This window comes from Hoeflea ulvae (assembly GCF_026619435.1).
Taxonomy (GTDB): domain Bacteria; phylum Pseudomonadota; class Alphaproteobacteria; order Rhizobiales; family Rhizobiaceae; genus Hoeflea; species Hoeflea ulvae.
This window is the reverse complement of sequence record NZ_JAOVZQ010000001.1, coordinates 4845496-4862500: the sequence shown is the minus strand read 5'-3', so window position 1 is coordinate 4862500 and position 17005 is coordinate 4845496. Positions and strand designations below refer to the sequence as shown.

General features: G+C 59.4%; 12 protein-coding genes, 1 tRNA gene and 2 rRNA genes (1 of these 15 cut by a window edge). 14 read left to right on the top strand and 1 reads right to left on the bottom strand.

All coding sequences use genetic code 11. The features are described from left to right. The 4 genes from OEG82_RS23055 to OEG82_RS23040 all read left to right on the top strand — a co-directional run. Nucleotides 1-2743, top strand: a 23S ribosomal RNA gene (locus tag OEG82_RS23055); it begins 129 nt to the left of the window's first position. 344 nt (nucleotides 2744-3087) lie between these two features. After that, nucleotides 3088-3202, top strand: a 5S ribosomal RNA gene (rrf, locus tag OEG82_RS23050). 201 nt (nucleotides 3203-3403) lie between these two features. Next, nucleotides 3404-3480, top strand: a tRNA-Met gene (locus OEG82_RS23045). 350 nt (nucleotides 3481-3830) lie between these two features. Beyond that, nucleotides 3831-4981, top strand: a protein-coding gene (locus tag OEG82_RS23040) for an IS3 family transposase (RefSeq protein WP_267611255.1) whose coding sequence is annotated in 2 segments (ribosomal slippage) — nucleotides 3831-4080 and nucleotides 4080-4981 — 1152 coding nt in all. Because the reading frame shifts where the segments join, the coding sequence is not laid out codon by codon here. 11 nt (nucleotides 4982-4992) lie between these two features. Here the strand turns inward: OEG82_RS23040 and OEG82_RS23035 are convergent. Next, nucleotides 4993-6083, bottom strand: a protein-coding gene (locus OEG82_RS23035) for an IS3 family transposase (RefSeq protein WP_267614697.1) whose coding sequence is annotated in 2 segments (ribosomal slippage) — nucleotides 4993-5831 and nucleotides 5831-6083 — 1092 coding nt in all. Because the reading frame shifts where the segments join, the coding sequence is not laid out codon by codon here. A gap of 571 nt (nucleotides 6084-6654) precedes the next feature. Here OEG82_RS23035 and OEG82_RS23030 point away from each other — a divergent pair. The 10 genes from OEG82_RS23030 to OEG82_RS22985 all read left to right on the top strand — a co-directional run bounded on the left by OEG82_RS23030 (nucleotide 6655) and on the right by OEG82_RS22985 (nucleotide 17000). Then, nucleotides 6655-8211, top strand: a complete 1557-nt coding sequence (locus tag OEG82_RS23030) for a multicopper oxidase family protein (RefSeq protein ID WP_267614696.1) — start codon at nucleotides 6655-6657, stop codon at nucleotides 8209-8211. Continuing rightward, nucleotides 8192-8497, top strand: a complete 306-nt coding sequence (locus OEG82_RS23025) for a c-type cytochrome (RefSeq protein ID WP_267614695.1) — start codon at nucleotides 8192-8194, stop codon at nucleotides 8495-8497. The genes OEG82_RS23030 and OEG82_RS23025 overlap by 20 nt, the downstream gene beginning before the upstream one ends. Beyond that, nucleotides 8479-9177, top strand: a complete 699-nt coding sequence (locus OEG82_RS23020) for a phytochelatin synthase family protein (RefSeq protein ID WP_267614694.1) — start codon at nucleotides 8479-8481, stop codon at nucleotides 9175-9177. Before OEG82_RS23025 ends, OEG82_RS23020 begins: the two co-directional genes overlap by 19 nt. 47 nt (nucleotides 9178-9224) lie before the next feature. Continuing rightward, the gene (locus tag OEG82_RS23015; RefSeq protein WP_267614693.1) at nucleotides 9225-9647 is read left to right on the top strand and encodes a hypothetical protein; all 423 of its coding nucleotides are present in this window, start codon (nucleotides 9225-9227) and stop codon (nucleotides 9645-9647) included. After that, nucleotides 9644-11251, top strand: a complete 1608-nt coding sequence (locus OEG82_RS23010; protein ID WP_267614691.1) for a GMC oxidoreductase — start codon at nucleotides 9644-9646, stop codon at nucleotides 11249-11251. Before OEG82_RS23015 ends, OEG82_RS23010 begins: the two co-directional genes overlap by 4 nt. A gap of 5 nt (nucleotides 11252-11256) precedes the next feature. After that, entirely contained in the window at nucleotides 11257-12666 is a 1410-nt protein-coding gene (locus OEG82_RS23005; protein WP_267614690.1) for a hypothetical protein, read from the top strand. 140 nt (nucleotides 12667-12806) lie between these two features. Then, nucleotides 12807-13730, top strand: coding sequence for a LysR family transcriptional regulator (locus OEG82_RS23000; protein ID WP_267614688.1), 924 nt, complete (start codon nucleotides 12807-12809; stop codon nucleotides 13728-13730). A 147-nt stretch (nucleotides 13731-13877) separates the two neighbouring features. Next, nucleotides 13878-15233 carry an ABC transporter substrate-binding protein gene (locus tag OEG82_RS22995; RefSeq protein WP_267614686.1) on the top strand — a complete coding sequence of 452 codons (1356 nt, stop codon included), beginning with the start codon at nucleotides 13878-13880 and terminating at the stop codon, nucleotides 15231-15233. A 67-nt stretch (nucleotides 15234-15300) separates the two neighbouring features. Further along, nucleotides 15301-16173: a carbohydrate ABC transporter permease gene (locus OEG82_RS22990; protein ID WP_267614685.1), complete on the top strand. Its 873-nt coding sequence runs from the start codon at nucleotides 15301-15303 to the stop codon at nucleotides 16171-16173. Next, a complete protein-coding gene (locus OEG82_RS22985; RefSeq protein ID WP_267615053.1) occupies nucleotides 16173-17000 on the top strand; it encodes a carbohydrate ABC transporter permease in 828 nt (275 codons plus the stop codon). The genes OEG82_RS22990 and OEG82_RS22985 overlap by 1 nt, the downstream gene beginning before the upstream one ends. Nucleotides 17001-17005: the final 5 nt, after the last annotated feature.

Here is a 17005-nt window from a genome sequence, read left to right as displayed (position 1 = left end):
CACCTTAGATGCCTAGAAAATCATTATAGTTGTCGGTTTAGCCGGCGTTGTCTGCTCACGTGGATGGCGCAGGCCGGTTGTGTGGAGCTTGCTCCAGGCGATCACGCTGATAACTGCAATGGTTTCTAGGTATCGTTACAAGGTATCTTACTCTGAATACATAGGGGTAAGAAGCGAACGCGGGGAACTGAAACATCTAAGTACCCGTAGGAAAGGACATCAACCGAGACTCCGTCAGTAGCGGCGAGCGAACGCGGACCAGGCCAGTGGCATGGTTAAGTAAAGTGGAACGATCTGGAAAGTTCGGCCGTAGCGGGTGATAGCCCCGTACACGTAATCCTTAATCTTGTCCTAGAGTAAGGCGGGACACGTGAAATCCTGTCTGAACGTGGGGGGACCACCCTCCAAGCCTAAGTACTCGTGCATGACCGATAGCGAACAAGTACCGTGAGGGAAAGGTGAAAAGCACCCCGACAAGGGGAGTGAAATAGTTCCTGAAACCGGATGCCTACAAGCAGTCGGAGCCCGCAAGGGTGACGGCGTACCTTTTGTATAATGGGTCAACGACTTAGTGCAGCTAGCAAGCTTAAGCCGATAGGTGTAGGCGCAGCGAAAGCGAGTCTTAATAGGGCGATTAGTTTGTTGCATTAGACCCGAAACCGAGTGATCTAGCCATGAGCAGGTTGAAGGTTGGGTAACACCAACTGGAGGACCGAACCCGCATCTGTTGCAATAGATTGGGATGACTTGTGGTTAGGGGTGAAAGGCCAATCAAACTCGGAGATAGCTGGTTCTCCGCGAAAACTATTTAGGTAGTGCGTCGATCGAATACCCTCGGGGGTAGAGCACTGGATGGGCTATGGGGACTCACCGTCTTACTGATCCTAACCAAACTCCGAATACCGAGGAGTACTAATCGGCAGACACACGGCGGGTGCTAACGTCCGTCGTGGAAAGGGAAACAACCCTGACCTCCATCTAAGGTCCCCAAGTCATGGCTAAGTGGGAAAGGATGTGAGACTCCCAAAACAACCAGGATGTTGGCTTAGAAGCAGCCATCATTTAAAGAAAGCGTAACAGCTCACTGGTCTAATTAAGGGGTCTTGCGCCGAAAATGTACCGGGGCTAAAGCCATGCACCGAAGCTGAGGATGTGCAGTTTACTGCACGTGGTAGCGGAGCGTTCTGTAAGTCTGTGAAGGGAGACCCGTGAGGGCTCCTGGAGATATCAGAAGTGCGAATGTTGACATGAGTAACGATAAAGGGAGTGAGAGACTCCCTCGCCGAAAGACCAAGGGTTCCTGCTTAAAGTTAATCTGAGCAGGGTGAGCCGGCCCCTAAGGCGAGGCCGAAAGGCGTAGTCGATGGGAACCACGTTAATATTCGTGGGCCTGGTGGTAGTGACGGATCTCGTGTGTTGTATCTCCTTACTGGATTGGAGGTGCAGCGAAGAGGTTCCAGGAAATAGCTCCACCGTATAGACCGTACCCGAAACCGACACAGGTGGTCAGGTAGAGAATACCAAGGCGCTTGAGAGAACTGCGTTGAAGGAACTCGGCAAATTGCACGCGTAACTTCGGAAGAAGCGTGACCCTTTTTTACGCAAGTGGAAGAGGGTGGCACAGACCAGGGGGTAGCGACTGTTTATCAAAAACACAGGGCTCTGCGAAGTCGCAAGACGACGTATAGGGCCTGACGCCTGCCCGGTGCTGGAAGGTTAAGAGGAGAGGTGCAAGCTTTGAATCGAAGCCCCAGTAAACGGCGGCCGTAACTATAACGGTCCTAAGGTAGCGAAATTCCTTGTCGGGTAAGTTCCGACCTGCACGAATGGCGTAACGACTTCCCCGCTGTCTCCAACGCAGACTCAGTGAAATTGAATTCCCCGTGAAGATGCGGGGTTCCTGCGGTCAGACGGAAAGACCCCGTGCACCTTTACTATAGCTTTACACTGGCATTCGCCAAGGCATGTGTAGGATAGGTGGTAGGCTTTGAAGCGTGGGCGCCAGCTCGCGTGGAGCCATCCTTGAAATACCACCCTTATCTTCGTGGATGTCTAACCGCGGTCCGTTATCCGGATCCGGGACAGTGTATGGTGGGTAGTTTGACTGGGGCGGTCGCCTCCGAAAGAGTAACGGAGGCGCGCGATGGTAGGCTCAGACCGGTCGGAAATCGGTCGTCGAGTGCAATGGCATAAGCCTGCCTGACTGCGAGACTGACAAGTCGAGCAGAGACGAAAGTCGGTCATAGTGATCCGGTGGTCCCGCGTGGAAGGGCCATCGCTCAACGGATAAAAGGTACGCCGGGGATAACAGGCTGATGACCCCCAAGAGTCCATATCGACGGGGTTGTTTGGCACCTCGATGTCGGCTCATCGCATCCTGGGGCTGGAGCAGGTCCCAAGGGTTTGGCTGTTCGCCAATTAAAGCGGTACGTGAGCTGGGTTCAGAACGTCGTGAGACAGTTCGGTCCCTATCTGCCGTGGGTGTAGGAATATTGATGGGATCTGTCCCTAGTACGAGAGGACCGGGATGGACGTATCTCTGGTGGACCTGTTGTCGTGCCAACGGCATAGCAGGGTAGCTATATACGGAATGGATAACCGCTGAAAGCATCTAAGCGGGAAACCAACCCAAAAACGAGTATTCCCTGAGAGTCGTGGAAGACTACCACGTTGATAGGCTGGGTGTGGAAGCGCGGTAACGTGTGAAGCTTACCAGTACTAATAGCTCGATCGGCTTGATTGTTCTCATTGCTTGTGCTCATCGAACACAGTTCGATGTAGTTGTTTTGTCCTCACGGATGAGCGGCGCAATAGCGCCTATCCTCCGGACGGGGCGGCCAATAATGGCCGACGCGCAGTCGCGCTTTCGAAGCTTACGCTTCGCAAGGGCAAGTGCCCGTCGTCAATCATTTGGCGCGCCGCGCAGGGCTTCGGCCCGTGAGCGAAACGAAGACGTGTTCTTAAGACAAAAGGGTTTAGCCACCCGCCAGCTTCTCATACAGTTTACTGATGTGTTCCATTCGCGTGGAACATGGTCAGCCATGGCGGGTAACCGTCCTGGCCAGTAAGCATGTTGCGCTTTGCCGACCTGGTGGTTATGGCGGGGCGGCTGCACCCGTTCCCATTCCGAACACGGCCGTGAAACGCCCCAGCGCCGATGGTACTTCGTCTTAAGACGCGGGAGAGTAGGTCGCTGCCAGGTCTGCAAATCGCAACATTCATCTTCTCCTTTACGAAAATTGGACCAGCCGCGGGTCGCAAATCGCGGCCCGTTTTTGCTTTTATCGCCCCAGGCACACTAAGCTTGAGGCGCGGGGTCGAGCAGCCCCGCCGGACCACAGAGGCATAGCCTCGAGGACCGGCAAACAAAAGACCGGGCATGCCCCGGACGCTCAGGACTTATCGCGGGGTGGAGCAGCCCGGTAGCTCGTCAGGCTCATAACCTGAAGGTCGCAGGTTCAAATCCTGCCCCCGCAACCAAAATTACATGATATCTACAGTATGATCAGCGCCCCAAGGGGCGCTTTTTGCTTTTGGGGGACAATGGTCACCGGCGCGAAGACATCGTCTTCGCTGGCGATGGTAACTCCTCGCGCAAAGCGCCATAACCTGAAATCCTTTCGGCGTTTGCTGCGCAATCACCTGGTGACCTGAGACCCGAGTTCCCTCCAGTTTTCGGGAGAGTCTTGGGTTTCTATGAAGTGCCCCCCGATTTTGGGCCAGCGGCAGCTGGAATTTTCCGGGGTTAAGGCTCATGCCGGCGGGGCTGCCTGAATAGCCCCTAGATTTGTAGACGCCTTCTTCCCTAAATTTGAGGCAAGGAGGCCATCATGAGCACAGCCAAATTCAGTGACGATTTCAAGCGCGATGCTGTTCATCAGATCGTTGAGCGCGGTTATCCGGTTGCGGAAGTTTCGAAGCGCTTGGGTGTCAGTTCCCACTCGCTTTATGCGTGGAAGAAGCGGTTCGCGAAGTCAGGCTCCCGCGATGGGTCTATCGACGAACAGGCTGCTGAAGTTCGACGACTGAAGCTTGAACTGGCGCGTGTGACGGAGGAGCGCGACATCTTAAAAAAGGCAACGGCGTACTTCGCGCGAGATGCAAAGTGAAGTACGCCTTCGTAGCAGAGCATCGTCCGCTGTTTTCGGTGCGAGCGATGTGCCGTTCCCTTCGCATTCAACCTAGCGGCTTCTACGCATGGCTGAAGAACCCGTTTAGCAATCGGGCGCAGGAAGACGAACGTCAGACAAAGCTGATCAGGACAGCTTGGGAAGACAGCGGCAAGGTCTATGGCTATCGTAAGCTCCACGATGATCTGCTGGATCAAGGCGAAACGTGCTGTCCTAACCGCGTTGCGCGTCTGGCTACACTGGCGGGCATCAAGGCCCAGATCGGCTACAAGCGTCGGCCTGGCAGCTATGGCGGAAAGCCGGCATTGGTCGTCAACAACACGCTGGACCGGCAGTTCGACGTGGATGCGCCAGACACGGTCTGGGTGACCGACATCACCTATATCAAAACATTGGAAGGTTTCGCCTATCTGGCGGTCGTGATCGATCTATACTCCCGGCGTGTCGTCGGCTGGGCAATGCAGAGCCGTCAGACGGCGGGCGTGGTCTTGCAGGCCCTGCTCATGTCCGTGTGGCGTAGAAAGCCGAAGAACAGGGTGCTGATCCATTCGGACCAGGGCTCGCAGTTCACCAGCATCGACTGGGCTGCTTTCCTCAAGGCTCACAATCTGGAACACTCAATGAGTAGGCGCGGAAACTGTCATGACAACGCGGTTGCCGAGAGCTTCTTCAACTTGCTCAAACGGGAGCGGATACGGCGTCGAACCTACAAGACCCGAGTCGAAGCCAGACAGGATGTGTTCGACTACATCGAGATGTTCTACAACCCAAACCGCAAGCATGCCAGGAACGGGATGCTGTCGCCCGTCGAGTTCGAACGGCAGCAAGAAATGAAAACCGAGGGTGTCTAGAAAACTCGGGGCTATTCAGCCGATGAGCCGTTGATCAGCGAAATCGGCACCTTGTTGCCGATCGAGCTGTGTGGCCGGAACTCGTTATAGTCTCTACGCCAATCCTCCAATTTTGACCGGGCGTCGTCAAGGCTCAGGAACCAGTGGGTGTTCAGGCACTCGGCCCGGAACTTGCCATTGAAGGATTCGATGAAGCTATTGTCCGTAGGCTTTCCAGGGCGGGAGAAGTCGAGGACGACGCCCTTCTGGTAGGCCCACAGATCAAGGTCGCGGGAGATGAATTCGCTGCCATTGTCGACCCTGATCGATTGTGGATAGCCAACCGTCCTGCACACGCGCTCCAAGGTCAGCACCACGTCCTCTCCCTTGTAGTTGAACCGTGGATCAACCACGGGCGAGAAGCGGGAAAAGGTATCAACAACCGTCAAAATGCGCAGCTTGCGGCCGGTCGCCAACTGATCGTGAACGAAGTCCATCGCCCAGACCTGATTGGAATGGGTCGCATCCTTTCGATCTTCTCTGAGCTTTGCCTTCACGCGGCGCTTGGGTGTCTTGTTGCGGAGCTGCAAGCCCATCTCCTTGTAAAGGCGATAGGTTCGCTTCGGGTTGACCGGCCATCCATCCCGCCTGAGCAGGATATGGACACGCCTGTAGCCATAGCGCACGCGCGTCTGGCAGATGTCCTTGATCCGCAGCTTCAGTTCGGCCTTCTCGCCACGCTTCGACTTGTAGACATAGAGGGAGCGGTCGATCTGCAGCGCCGAGCAAGCCCGGCGTGTCGAGACCTTCCAGTCCCCTTTGACCCTGTCCACAAGTTCCCGTTTGCGGGCAGGCCTCAGAGCTTTTTTGACAGCACGTCCTGGAGCATGGCTTTGTCGAGCGACAGGTCCGCAACGATCTTCTTGAGCCTGTTGTTCTCATCCTCCAGCTGTCGCAGCCGCTTCATTTCCGACGGCATCAGGCCTGCATACTTCTTCCGCCAGTTATAAAATGTCGCATCAGAAATCCCGGCCTTGCGGCAGACGTCAGCGACAGCGGCTCCTTCTTCAGCCTGCTTCAAGACAAAGGCGATTTGCGCTTCGGAAAATTTCGATGCCTTCATGGAACTCTCCTTCTGTCCCCGCAGGGATCATAAATGGAAAATTCCAGCTTCAAATGGCCCAATTTGGCGGGGGCACGTCAAACACACCATGATCAGCGCCCCATGGGGCGCTTTTTGCGTTTTGAGGGTAGGGCAAGGCTCGGCTTCATGGAAGTTTCAGATGCGCGCAGCTGAGGGTCCCTTGGAAGAGGAGGACGTGCAGTGCTTCGGTGGCGATACGGGGCTTTCTGGTTTTTGATGCGCATGTCGAAGACCTGCGGCGTGGACGCAAATTCGATATTGGGCACTGGCCCGCGCGGCGTGGGGGTACAGGATCGGCCAGTTTGCGCTGCAGATATCGCGACACAACTGATTCCGGGAATGCGGGCGATCCCTGACGATGGCTTCCGGGTGTGGTATGATCGGTGGCGGTCGCGTCGTTTGATCAATTGCAAATTGTAATATTAACGGTTTAGGAGCTTTTTCAGTGGCTAATTGTTCATGATTGCCAAGTGCTTAGTTGTCGACCTTGGAACTCGGCCAACGAGAAAGAGTGTTCGGCAGACAAAACAGCCAAGGCGGAACCAGTCCCATGCAGTTCACTAAGCGCACACTCCTTCTGGGCACCACCGCCATGGCCGCATTGGCCGCCACCGGTGTGATCGCCCTGCGCGGGGACGACCTGGCGGCAGCCGACGGCGAGGCGGTCGATGATCCGCGGCATGTTCCGGCCAGTTCGCCGCTCGGCCTTGAGGACGATCTGAAGAATCCGCGGGAGATACGCTCCGTCGGCGGCCGCTTCGAGACCGAGATGACCATGGTGATCGCACGCAAGGATCTGCCCTATGCCAGCGCGTCGCTGCGGCTTTACGGCGGCGAGCTTCCTGGCCCGACATTCCGGCTGATGCCCGGTGACGAGATGGAAATCGCGCTGCACAACCAGATGCCGCCCAATCGTGACCGCGACCCGGTGACCAATACGCCCAACCAGTTCAATTCGACCAATCTGCATTTCCACGGTTTTCATGTCAGCCCGAAGGGCAACAGCGACAATGTCTTCCTGCAGATCAATCCGGGCGAGAGCTTCAATTACCTGGTGCAACTGCCGATGGATCATCCGGCCGGCAATTACTGGTATCACCCGCACCGGCATGGCTCCGTCGCCGTGCAGGTGGCCTCGGGCTGCGGCGGGATGATGATCGTCACCGGCACGCTCGATGATGTGCCGGAGGTGGCAGAGGCGATCGAGCGCGTCATGGTGTTCCAGTGTCCCGTGGTGGATGAGGAAGACGGCAAGGTTGACAGCTACGACACGATCTGGAGCCTGGATTCAGAGCGCTACTGGCTGATCAATGGTCAATACCAGCCGCGGATCTACATGCGCGAGGGCGAGGTGCAGCATTGGCGCTGGCTCCATGCCGGCGACGAGCAGTTCCTGCCGATGACGCTTGACGGTCTCGAGCTCTACGAGATCGGCTTTGACGGCAATCCGCATGATTTCGCCCGCAAGACCGACAGCATCGAGATCGCGCCGGGCAATCGCGCCAATATCCTGGTGCGGGCGCCCAAGGTGGGCGTTTATGAGCTGTTCCGCCCGGCCTTTTCGCAAGGCACGACACCGATCCCGGATGCGCGAATGGCGCAGGTGATCGTGCTGCCGGCCAATACCGACCGTATTGCCGCTGACGTGAAGAAGGGCACACGGATTCCTCAGGACGAATTGCCGGACAATGTGGTTCTGACCGCGATCACGGACGCCGAGATCACCAACCGGCGGCAGATTGTCTTGGGCGTCATCGACGCACCGGGCATGTACAAGGACACGGTGTTCACGCTCAACGGCAAGCCGTTCGATCCGGCGCGCGATGACATCGTGGCGGATCTGGGCTCGGCCGAGGAGTGGGAATTCGTCAACACGACACCCTTCCCCCATCCGCTCCATGTGCACGTCAATCCGATGCAGATCACCCATATCAATGGCGAGCGGCTTGCCGAGATCCAGTGGCAGGACACCATTGCCGTGCCCGCGGCAGGCACCGCCACCGTGCGCATGCGCTTTACCGATTTTGACGGGCGCTTTGTCATGCACTGCCACATACTGCCACACGAGGACCTGGGGATGATGCTCAATGTCAATATCAAGGCTTAGCCTGGCACTCGTGGCGCTGCTGGCGCCGTTTGCCGCCCATGCAGAGGACAGCGCCGTGCCGGCCAAGGCTGCGGCCTGCGTCTCCTGCCATTCGGCCGATGGCAATCCGTTGGTCGCCGGCGTGCCGATTCTGGCAGGTCAGCGTGCCGACTACATGGCGATGGCGCTGCGCGCCTATCGCGAAGGCCGCCGGACCGGCGGTCCGGCCGGGGTGATGGCGTTTTACGTCAAGGATATGTCTGACCAGGATATCGAGGAGATCGTGCAATGGTTCGCAGAACACTAGTCGCATTCGTCATTGGCGCGTTTTGCATCGCGGCTCCGGTCCAGGCTGATGAGCAGTTGCTCTACCTGACCAGCGATGCCGGCGGGCAAAGGCTGCTCGATGCCGAACTCAACCGGGATTATTTCAGTCTGGCCAGCTATCTGGAAAGCGAACAGATCCTCACCTTTTGCGGCCCGGCCACCGTTGCCGGTGTCGCCAATTCCCTGGATATCCCGCGCCCATCGCCGACCCGGCTTTTCCCCTGGGCCCTGTTTACCCAGGACACGCTGTTCAACCCGGCAAACCAGGCGCTCAAGCCCTATGCCATGGTCGAGCATGAAGGGCTGACGCTCGATGAGCTGGACAGCTTCATCGAAAATGTCGGGCTGGCCGCCGAACATCGCTTCGCCGATGAAACCTCGGTGGATGAGCTCAGAGCCGCCATCAAGCAGACCCTTGGCGACAGCAATGCACGGCTGATCGTCAATTATTCCCGCAAGGCGCTGCCCCAGAATGGCGACGGTCACATCTCCCCGGTCGCAGCCTATGACGAGGACACCGACACGGTGCTGATCCTGGATGTGGCCAAATACAAATATCCGCCGGTCTGGATCAGCGTCGAGAAACTGCACGAGGCGATGATGCTTGTCGATGCCGGTTCCAACCGCTCGCGCGGTTTCGTGCAAGTGTCGGTCAAGTGAGCGGCTGCGGCCTTTCCAGAAGAGCTTTCCTTGCGGGAAGCTGCAGCGTGCTTGCGCTCGCTCCGGCGGCGAATGCGGCCCGGCTCGGCACGGCCCATGACGATGCGGTGCTGGACGGCCTGGTGAGTGCCATTGCCGGACCGGTTCCGGTGTCCCCGGTGCTGCGGGCTGCACTGCGGCGTGATTTTGCGCAGGAATACGGCGCACCGGCGCTGTGGCGGCTGGTTGAGCATTTCGGCCATAATGGCATTGCCAGCGTGCTTGAGCCCCAGCCCGACGAGATCGAGGGCCAGGTGCGCTGGATTGCGCTCTATCTGTTTACCGGTTCGGCCAATCCCTCGGTCGCCACCGCCCCGATGGTCAACTATCCCCACGCCCTGGGCTGGAAATCCCTGCGCTTCGCCAAGGCGCCGGGCCTGTGTGCGGGACCTGAATTCGGTTACTGGCTCAAGCCCTGGGAGGCCGCATGACCGATCTGCACGCCGATATCGTGATCGTGGGCTCCGGCATGGCGGGTGCGCATCTTTCGCGCAGCCTTGCCGAGGCCGGCCGCGATGTCCTGGTCCTGGAGGCGGGCGGGCGCAAGTCGCGCTCGGAATATCTGGCGGAGTTTTACGCCAACCCGGTCAAGGGACCGCAGGGGCCCTATCCCAGCCAGGACTGGGCTCCCCATCCCACTGATACGGGCTATGACGATTTCTATGACCAGGCTGGCCCCGAACGGTTCATCGGCGCCTATCTGCGCATCTATGGCGGCACGAGCTGGCACTGGACGGGTTTTGCCGACCGGCTGCGGCCCAATGACTTCCGCAGCGCCACGCTGTATGGCCGCGGCACCGACTGGCCGATCGCCTATGAGGATCTGGTTCCCTATTACGAGCAGGCCGAGGCGCGCTGGGGCGTGTCGGGCGACCCGGACTATTCCTGGGGCGCCCCCCGCCGCGACGGCGAGGGCTATGCCATGCCGCCCATCCCCGCGTCCTTCATGGATCTCGAGATCGACAAGGCGCTTGGCAAGATGGGCCTGCAGTCGAGGCGCTTTTCGCATGCCCGTAATTCCGAGATATTCGACAACCGCCCGGCCTGTTGCGGCAACAATACCTGCGTTCCGATCTGTCCGATCGGGGCAAAATACGATGCCTCGATGGACATGGACAAGGCGCTGGCCGCGGGAGCCCGGATCGAGCTCGAAGCGCTGGTGACCTTTATCGAGATCGGGGCTGACCGGAACGTCGTTTCCCTGACCATCCGCCGCCCCGACGGCAGCACCGCCAAGGTGACGGGCAACAGCTTCGTGCTCGGCGCGCATGCCATCGAGAATCCGCGTCTGATGCTCAATTCCAGACAGGAAACCGCGCCAGACGGGGTTGGCAACGGGCACGACCAGGTGGGGCGCTATTTGCTTTCGCAATACAATGTCGATGTGATGGGCGAAGTCACCAATCCCGTGTTCCCCTATCGTGGTCCGCAGCAGACATCGGGCATCATCGAATATCGGGACGGCGACTTCCGCAAGGAATATGCCGCCTTCGGAACCTCCTTCATGAACAATGGCTGGAGCGGCAATTCCGATGCCGAAAAGCTGTCACGGGAGCTGATTGGCAAGGGCATGCGAGGCGGCGCGCTGGTGAGCGCGCTCAATGACACGATCGCCCGTCATGTGAGGATCAATTCATCCGCCGAGACGCTTGGCGTGCCTGAAAACCGCATCACGCTGTCGGACAAGCCCGACAGCGCCGGCATACCGCGTCCGCGCGTGGCTTTCGCCATCGATGACTATACACGGGCGGGCATCGATGTCGCCCGCGAGGTCAACACCAAGGTGCTCACGCTGATGGGCGCGCCGGATATCAAGGATGACGAACCCTATCTGTCCAACGCCATCATCGCCGGCACCACGCGCATGGGCACGGATCCGGCGGCGTCGGTGGTCGATACCGATCTGTGCACGCACCAGCACCCCAATCTCTATGTGCTGGGCGCCTCCACCCATGTCAGCGCGCCGGTCAATGCGCCGTCGCTGACCATCGCTGCCATGGCGATCCGTCTTGCCGAGCATCTGACAAAGAATTGAGCAAGATGACCAAGGCCTCTCTCCCGCTGTTGCTGATCCTGGTCCTGTTCGGCAACGGGCTGCGATCCGTTGTCAGCTCGACCGTGTTTGTCTCGGAAGGGGTGTTTGCCAGCTTTCTGCGGATTTCGGTCACCCAGACCTCGGCCGTCATCGAGTTGCTTCTCGGTGCCGTTCTGGTGGCGCTGCTGGTCGCGCCACGGTTGATTGCCCGGTTTCCGCCCCGCCAGCTTGCCGGCGTGATGTGTCTTGTTGCGGGTATGGCCAGTCTGGGATTGGCGCTGGTATTCTGGCTGTCGCCGCCGCTGGCGGCCCGCGCGGCCAGTGTGTTCCTGCTGTTTCCCCTTCTGGGGTTTTCACTGGCGACGCTGGCCCCCCTGGCGCAGCTGATGACGGGCTGGGGCGGCGAGAAACACACCAAGCTGTTGACCGGGACCTGGGCCGTCGCCATGCCGATGGCCTTTCTTGTGACCCCGCAACTGGTCCGTGTTGTCGCTCCGCGCTACGGGCTGGAAGTGTTCTTCACCGGCTTTGCCGGGGTGGTCTTTCTGTTGATTGCCGGCCTTATGCTGGTCAAGCCGCCCGCTGCCGGGGTCGAGGCTGATCTGAAGCGGCGCCCGGCTGCCGGCGGAAGCCTGGTGCCGGTGCTGGCCGCACTTGTCAGCTTCGAGGCGGCAACCATGCTCATGACACTGGCGGGCATCACATCGCTCTATACGTTGATCGCCGGCGTGGTTTTCATTCTGGCGCTCGGGTATTTCCTTGTGACCATGCGCCGACAGAGCTCGGTCAATGCTGGGTCAAACAAGGTTCAGGATGCCGGGGTGCTTGGCATCTTTGCCTTCATGTTTCTGGTCAATGCGGCCACCACGGGGTTCTATGACACCGCCTATCTGTTTGCGCATCTGTGTTCCAACACGCTGATTGCCGACCGGGCCACGCTTGGCGCGCTGGCGCAGGTGGTCGCCGCCATGGGGGCAACCGCCATTCTCGCCCGTTTCGACCTGCAGCAGGCGCTGATGCTGGCGGGCGCCTTCATCACAGTGATCGGCCTGGGGTCTTTCCTGCTCTACCAGTCCTATCCCTATTCCGAACTGTTCATCGGTTCGAAAATGGTCGTCAGCTTCGGCTCGGGACTGCTGATCACGGCGGCGATTTTTGCCTGCTCCAACAGCGGCTCGAAAAGCGCCTCGCTGGCGTTCTTCATAGCCTTTGTCATCGTCATCGGCACGGAAGTGGGGCTCGAGGGTTTCGAGATCATGACGACGGTCATGGAACTGGTCGACGTGACTTCCGAGCGAATCTACTCGACGATCTTCCTGCTGCAATGCCTGCTGGTGCTGGCGGCGATGCCCTTCGTGTTCATGAAGTCCTCGGCCCGGCTGGAGCCCGACGCCGAACGCGGCAGCCCTGCCTGAGCCCTGTCGCCCCCAGTCTCGGCAAAGTTGAAACTGGGCTCGGCCAATAGGCGCTCGGCATCGTTTCCTATTGCCTATCGTCCTCTCATGACGCAGCTTGGGGCAAGTTCAAGCGTAATTGTGCGACCTCGGGAGGGACAGTGAACAGCCGCAAATCCATAGATCTCCGCCTTCTGAGCTATTTCCTGCAGACTGCCGAACTCGGCGGGGTGTCGAAGGCAGCCAAGGCGCTCAATCTGGCGCAGCCGACGCTTTCCAAGGCAATCCAGTTGCTCGAGTACCAGCTCGGCGCGGCCGTGTTCGAGCGGCGCCCGCACGGGGTTGAACTCACCGTTATCGGCGAGCGGCTGCTTCGTCATGCCCGTCTTGTCGTCGCGCAGGTCAGCGATGCGGTGGAAGAGATCGACAATCTGCGCACCGGCGGCACCGGTCATATCCGGGTCGGCGCGGGGCCATCGTGGTTGCGGCGATTGCTGCCCGAAGCCGTCGCCGCCGCCCTAAGCGAGCGGCCGGCCCTGCAGGTCACCGTCACGGGGGGATTTGACGAGCGCCTGCTGCATGGACTGTCGGAAGGCGATCTTGACTTAGTCATTGCCGAGGTGCCGCTGAACGAGAAGAACAATGCCTATGAGGTCGAGGTTCTCTCGCGCGACGATCTGGTTGTCTGCGCGCGGTCCGGACACCCGCTTCACGGGGTGAAGAACCCGGGAATAGAACGGGTGCTGGTCGAGCCCTGGGCCTTGCCGCCGCCGCACACGCTGGCCCGGCGGAAGCTCGACGGCAAGCTGATCTCGCTCGGCAAGCCGCCGCCGCTGTCGGCGGCCACCTCGAGTTCTGTCACCTTCTTGCTGGCCCTGGTCAGGGGGTCGGATGCGCTGACCTATACCACCGCCTCGACACTGGAGACCAATGAAGGCAGCGGGCTGGTGCGGCTTGACGTGCCGGAACTGATGACCTCACGCGAGGCGGGCCTGATCTTCCGCAGGCCCGTGCTGATTTCTCCGGCGGCCGAATTCCTGGTCGAGAAACTGCGCATTATCGCGCGCGATCACCCGCACAATTAGGCCAGGCATAGCTTTTGGCTATGGACATGCAAAATATAATCATTTGAGGCATGCGATGGCGGGCTTCATAGTGACCATGCTTAGACATCCACCGGCACATCGGCATTTCGGATCGACGGTGGATCTGCCAATTTGGAGGAGGAAACCATGGGGCATTTTTCAATCAATTCGACGCATTCGCTGCGCGGCAGGTTACGGCACACGCTTGCCGCCTTGCTGCTTGTTTCGACATCAACCGCAGCCATGGCCGCCGATCAGGTGCCGATGACCATCGTCATCAACCAGTCGCCGTGGTTTGCCGGCTTCCAGAAGGCCGTCGAACTCTACCAGTCCGAAACCGGCAACACCGTCAATCTCGACGTCAACCCCTTCGCGGGCAGCTTGGAAAAACAGCGTGCCGCAGTCCGCACCGGCGAAAGCCCCTATGATGTGCTGATCATGAACGCCGGCTTCTTCATCGAATTCTACACCGGTGGCTTTCTGGAGCCGCTGACCAATATCGACGCCGGCTTCAAGCTCAACCCCGACATCTACACCTTCGATGATTCCGTCTACTGGAATTCGGAGACCAAGCAGATCGACGCCGCAAATGGCGACATTCTGAGCGTGCCGATCAATCCGTTCCTGCCGCTCCTGCATTACCGCTCGGATCTCTACGAGGAGAACGGCCTGAGCGTGCCGACCACCTGGGACGAGCTTTATGCCAATGCCAAGGCGCTTCACAATCCGCCGGCGATGTACGGCATCTCCCAGCGCGGCCAGCGCGGCGCCTTCGACGTCACTTTCGATGTGTTGCCCTATATCTGGTCCCATGGCGGCGCATTGTATGCCGACCAGAAAGGCGGCGACTACACCGTCACCGTCAACAGCCCCGAAACGCTGGCCGGCATGGAAACCTACCTGAAGCTGGCGAAAGAGGTTGGCCATCCGTCAACGGCAGGCCAGACCCAGACCAACGTGATCCAGAACATGGCAACCGGACAGGCTGCGCATATCCAGGGGGTTCCGGCTCCTGCGCTGTTTGACGACCCGGCGAACTCGATCGTTGTCGGCAAGGTCAACTACGCCCCGACACCGGGCACCGCCGAGCATCCGTCCTCGCCGCCGCTCGGCCACTGGCTGGGAGGCATTCCGAAGAACATTCCCGATGACCGCAAGACGGCAGCGCTTGCGTTCCTGACCTGGTTCCAGACAGACCAGGCCCAGCGGGCCTATGCGGAGGCCGGTTCACCGCCGGTGTCCCGTGCGGTCCTGACCTCGGAACTCGCCGACAAGCCGGAGTTTCGCTACATGAAGGCGCTAGCGGATTCGATCCCGAATGCACGGCTGACCTTCGTCATTCCGGAAGCCAGCCAGGTGCTGGCAATCACCGAACTCCGGTTCAACCAGGCGATTTCCGGCGAACTGCCGCTCAAGGAAGCGCTCAACACGGCCGCGACCGAAATCGCCAAGGTGATGACCGATTCCGGCTACACGGCGCCGACGCTGCCGCCGCTCGAATAGCTCGCCTCCCAGGCGCGGTCGTCCGGGAAACCGGGCGGCCACACCCACCCACCGCGGGGATTTCTCCATGAAGAACGATGTCTTCTGGCGCTACATGACGCTTATGCCTGCAGTCGTGCTGTTTCTGGCGCTGACAATTGTGCCGATGATCAACCTGTTCGCACTGAGTTTCCATCACATCGAATGGATCGAGCGTGCAGCGGTCTGGAAATCCGTCGGATGGTCCAATTATGCCGCAGCCTTTGAGGACAACCTGTTCCGCGCCGGTGCTGTCAACACCGTGATCTTCGCCGTAGTCGCCGTGTCGATCCAGATGGTGCTCGGGTTCATGCTGGCACTGCTGACCACCGGTGTCACCCGCGGCCGGTTGTTCTACCGGACCGTCTTCCTGCTGCCTATTCTGGTGCCCGGAATCATCATCGGCGCGATCTGGAAGCTGATGTATTCCTATGATTTCGGCGTCATCAACAAGACCGCCATTTTTCTGGGCATGAGCCCGCAGGACTGGCTCGGCAATCCGCATCTGGCGCTGGCCTCGGTCATCCTGGTCGATGTCTGGCACTGGACCCCGTTCTGTTTCCTGCTGCTCTTGGCGGCGCTGGAAAGCCTGCCGCAGGACATTTACGAGGCGGCACGAATCGACGGCTCGTCGCCCTGGCAGGCACTGCGTTTCATCACCCTGCCGCTGATGCTGCCGGCGATTGCCGTCACCTTCATATTCCGGATGATCCTGGCGTTGAAGGTTTTCGACGAAGTCTATCTGCTGACCGGCGGCGGTCCGGGAACCTCGACCGAAGTGGTGAGCTTCACCATCTACCGGCGGTTCTTTACCGAAGACCGGCCGGGATACGGCGCCGCGATCTCGATCATCACCTTTGCCACCGTTGCCATCCTGATTTTCGTGGCCGGTCGCATCTCCCGCCGCAGAAAGGTCGCGTGATGCATTCCGACAGCGCCACTTCCACCTTTGCCCGTCACGCCGTGTTGTCGCTGTCTGCGCTCATCGTGATCTTCCCGTTCCTCTGGATCGTCGCCGCCGGCTTCAAGAACCAGATCGACCTGTTGCTGGGCAAGTTCCTGTTCGTGCCGACCTGGCGCAATTTCGAGGCCATCTTCAACAGCACGTCGGATTTTGCCCGCAACTTCCTCAATTCCATCATCGTCGCCAGCACCAGCATGGTCCTGGTGCTCATCGTGGCCACGCTGGCGTCCTATTCGCTGTATCGCATGCGCTGGCCGTCCTGGGTTCTGCACTCGCTCCTGGCCTGGTCCGTGGTGTTTCACATGGTGCCGCCGATCACGCTTGCAGGCGCCTGGTTCACCATGTTCCGTTCGCTCGGGCTCGACAACACCCTGAGCGGCATCATCCTGGCGCATACCACGCTGAACCTGCCGATGGCGCTGTGGATGATGGGCGTGTTCATCCGTGACGTGCCCAACGAGCTGGTCGATGCAGCCTCCATGGACGGGGCGCGCACACCGCAGATCCTGCGCCATGTGGTGCTGCCGATCGTCCGGCCGGGCCTGGCCGCGACGGGTATTCTCAGCTTCATCTTCAGCTGGAACGAATTCCCGGTGGTGCTGACGCTGGCGCAGCGGCAGACCGCCACCGTGCCGATCGGAATCGGAAAATACGCGCAGGAAAATACAGTTGCCTTCACCGAGATGGCAGCCGCCTCGACCCTGTCGATGCTGCCCGCCTTCCTTCTCCTCCTGATTGCCCAGAGGTTCATCGTTCGCGGTCTGACCTCGGGCGCCGTAAAATAACCGGG

Coding starts and splice junctions, on each gene's coding strand:
- OEG82_RS23010 (WP_267614691.1), top strand. CDS start 9,644: ATGACCGATCTGCACGCCGATATCGTGATCGTGGGCTCCGGCATGGCG.
- OEG82_RS23030 (WP_267614696.1), top strand. CDS start 6,655: ATGCAGTTCACTAAGCGCACACTCCTTCTGGGCACCACCGCCATGGCC.
- OEG82_RS23005 (WP_267614690.1), top strand. CDS start 11,257: ATGACCAAGGCCTCTCTCCCGCTGTTGCTGATCCTGGTCCTGTTCGGC.
- OEG82_RS22995 (WP_267614686.1), top strand. CDS start 13,878: ATGGGGCATTTTTCAATCAATTCGACGCATTCGCTGCGCGGCAGGTTA.
- OEG82_RS22985 (WP_267615053.1), top strand. CDS start 16,173: ATGCATTCCGACAGCGCCACTTCCACCTTTGCCCGTCACGCCGTGTTG.
- OEG82_RS22990 (WP_267614685.1), top strand. CDS start 15,301: ATGAAGAACGATGTCTTCTGGCGCTACATGACGCTTATGCCTGCAGTC.
- OEG82_RS23025 (WP_267614695.1), top strand. CDS start 8,192: ATGTCAATATCAAGGCTTAGCCTGGCACTCGTGGCGCTGCTGGCGCCG.
- OEG82_RS23020 (WP_267614694.1), top strand. CDS start 8,479: ATGGTTCGCAGAACACTAGTCGCATTCGTCATTGGCGCGTTTTGCATC.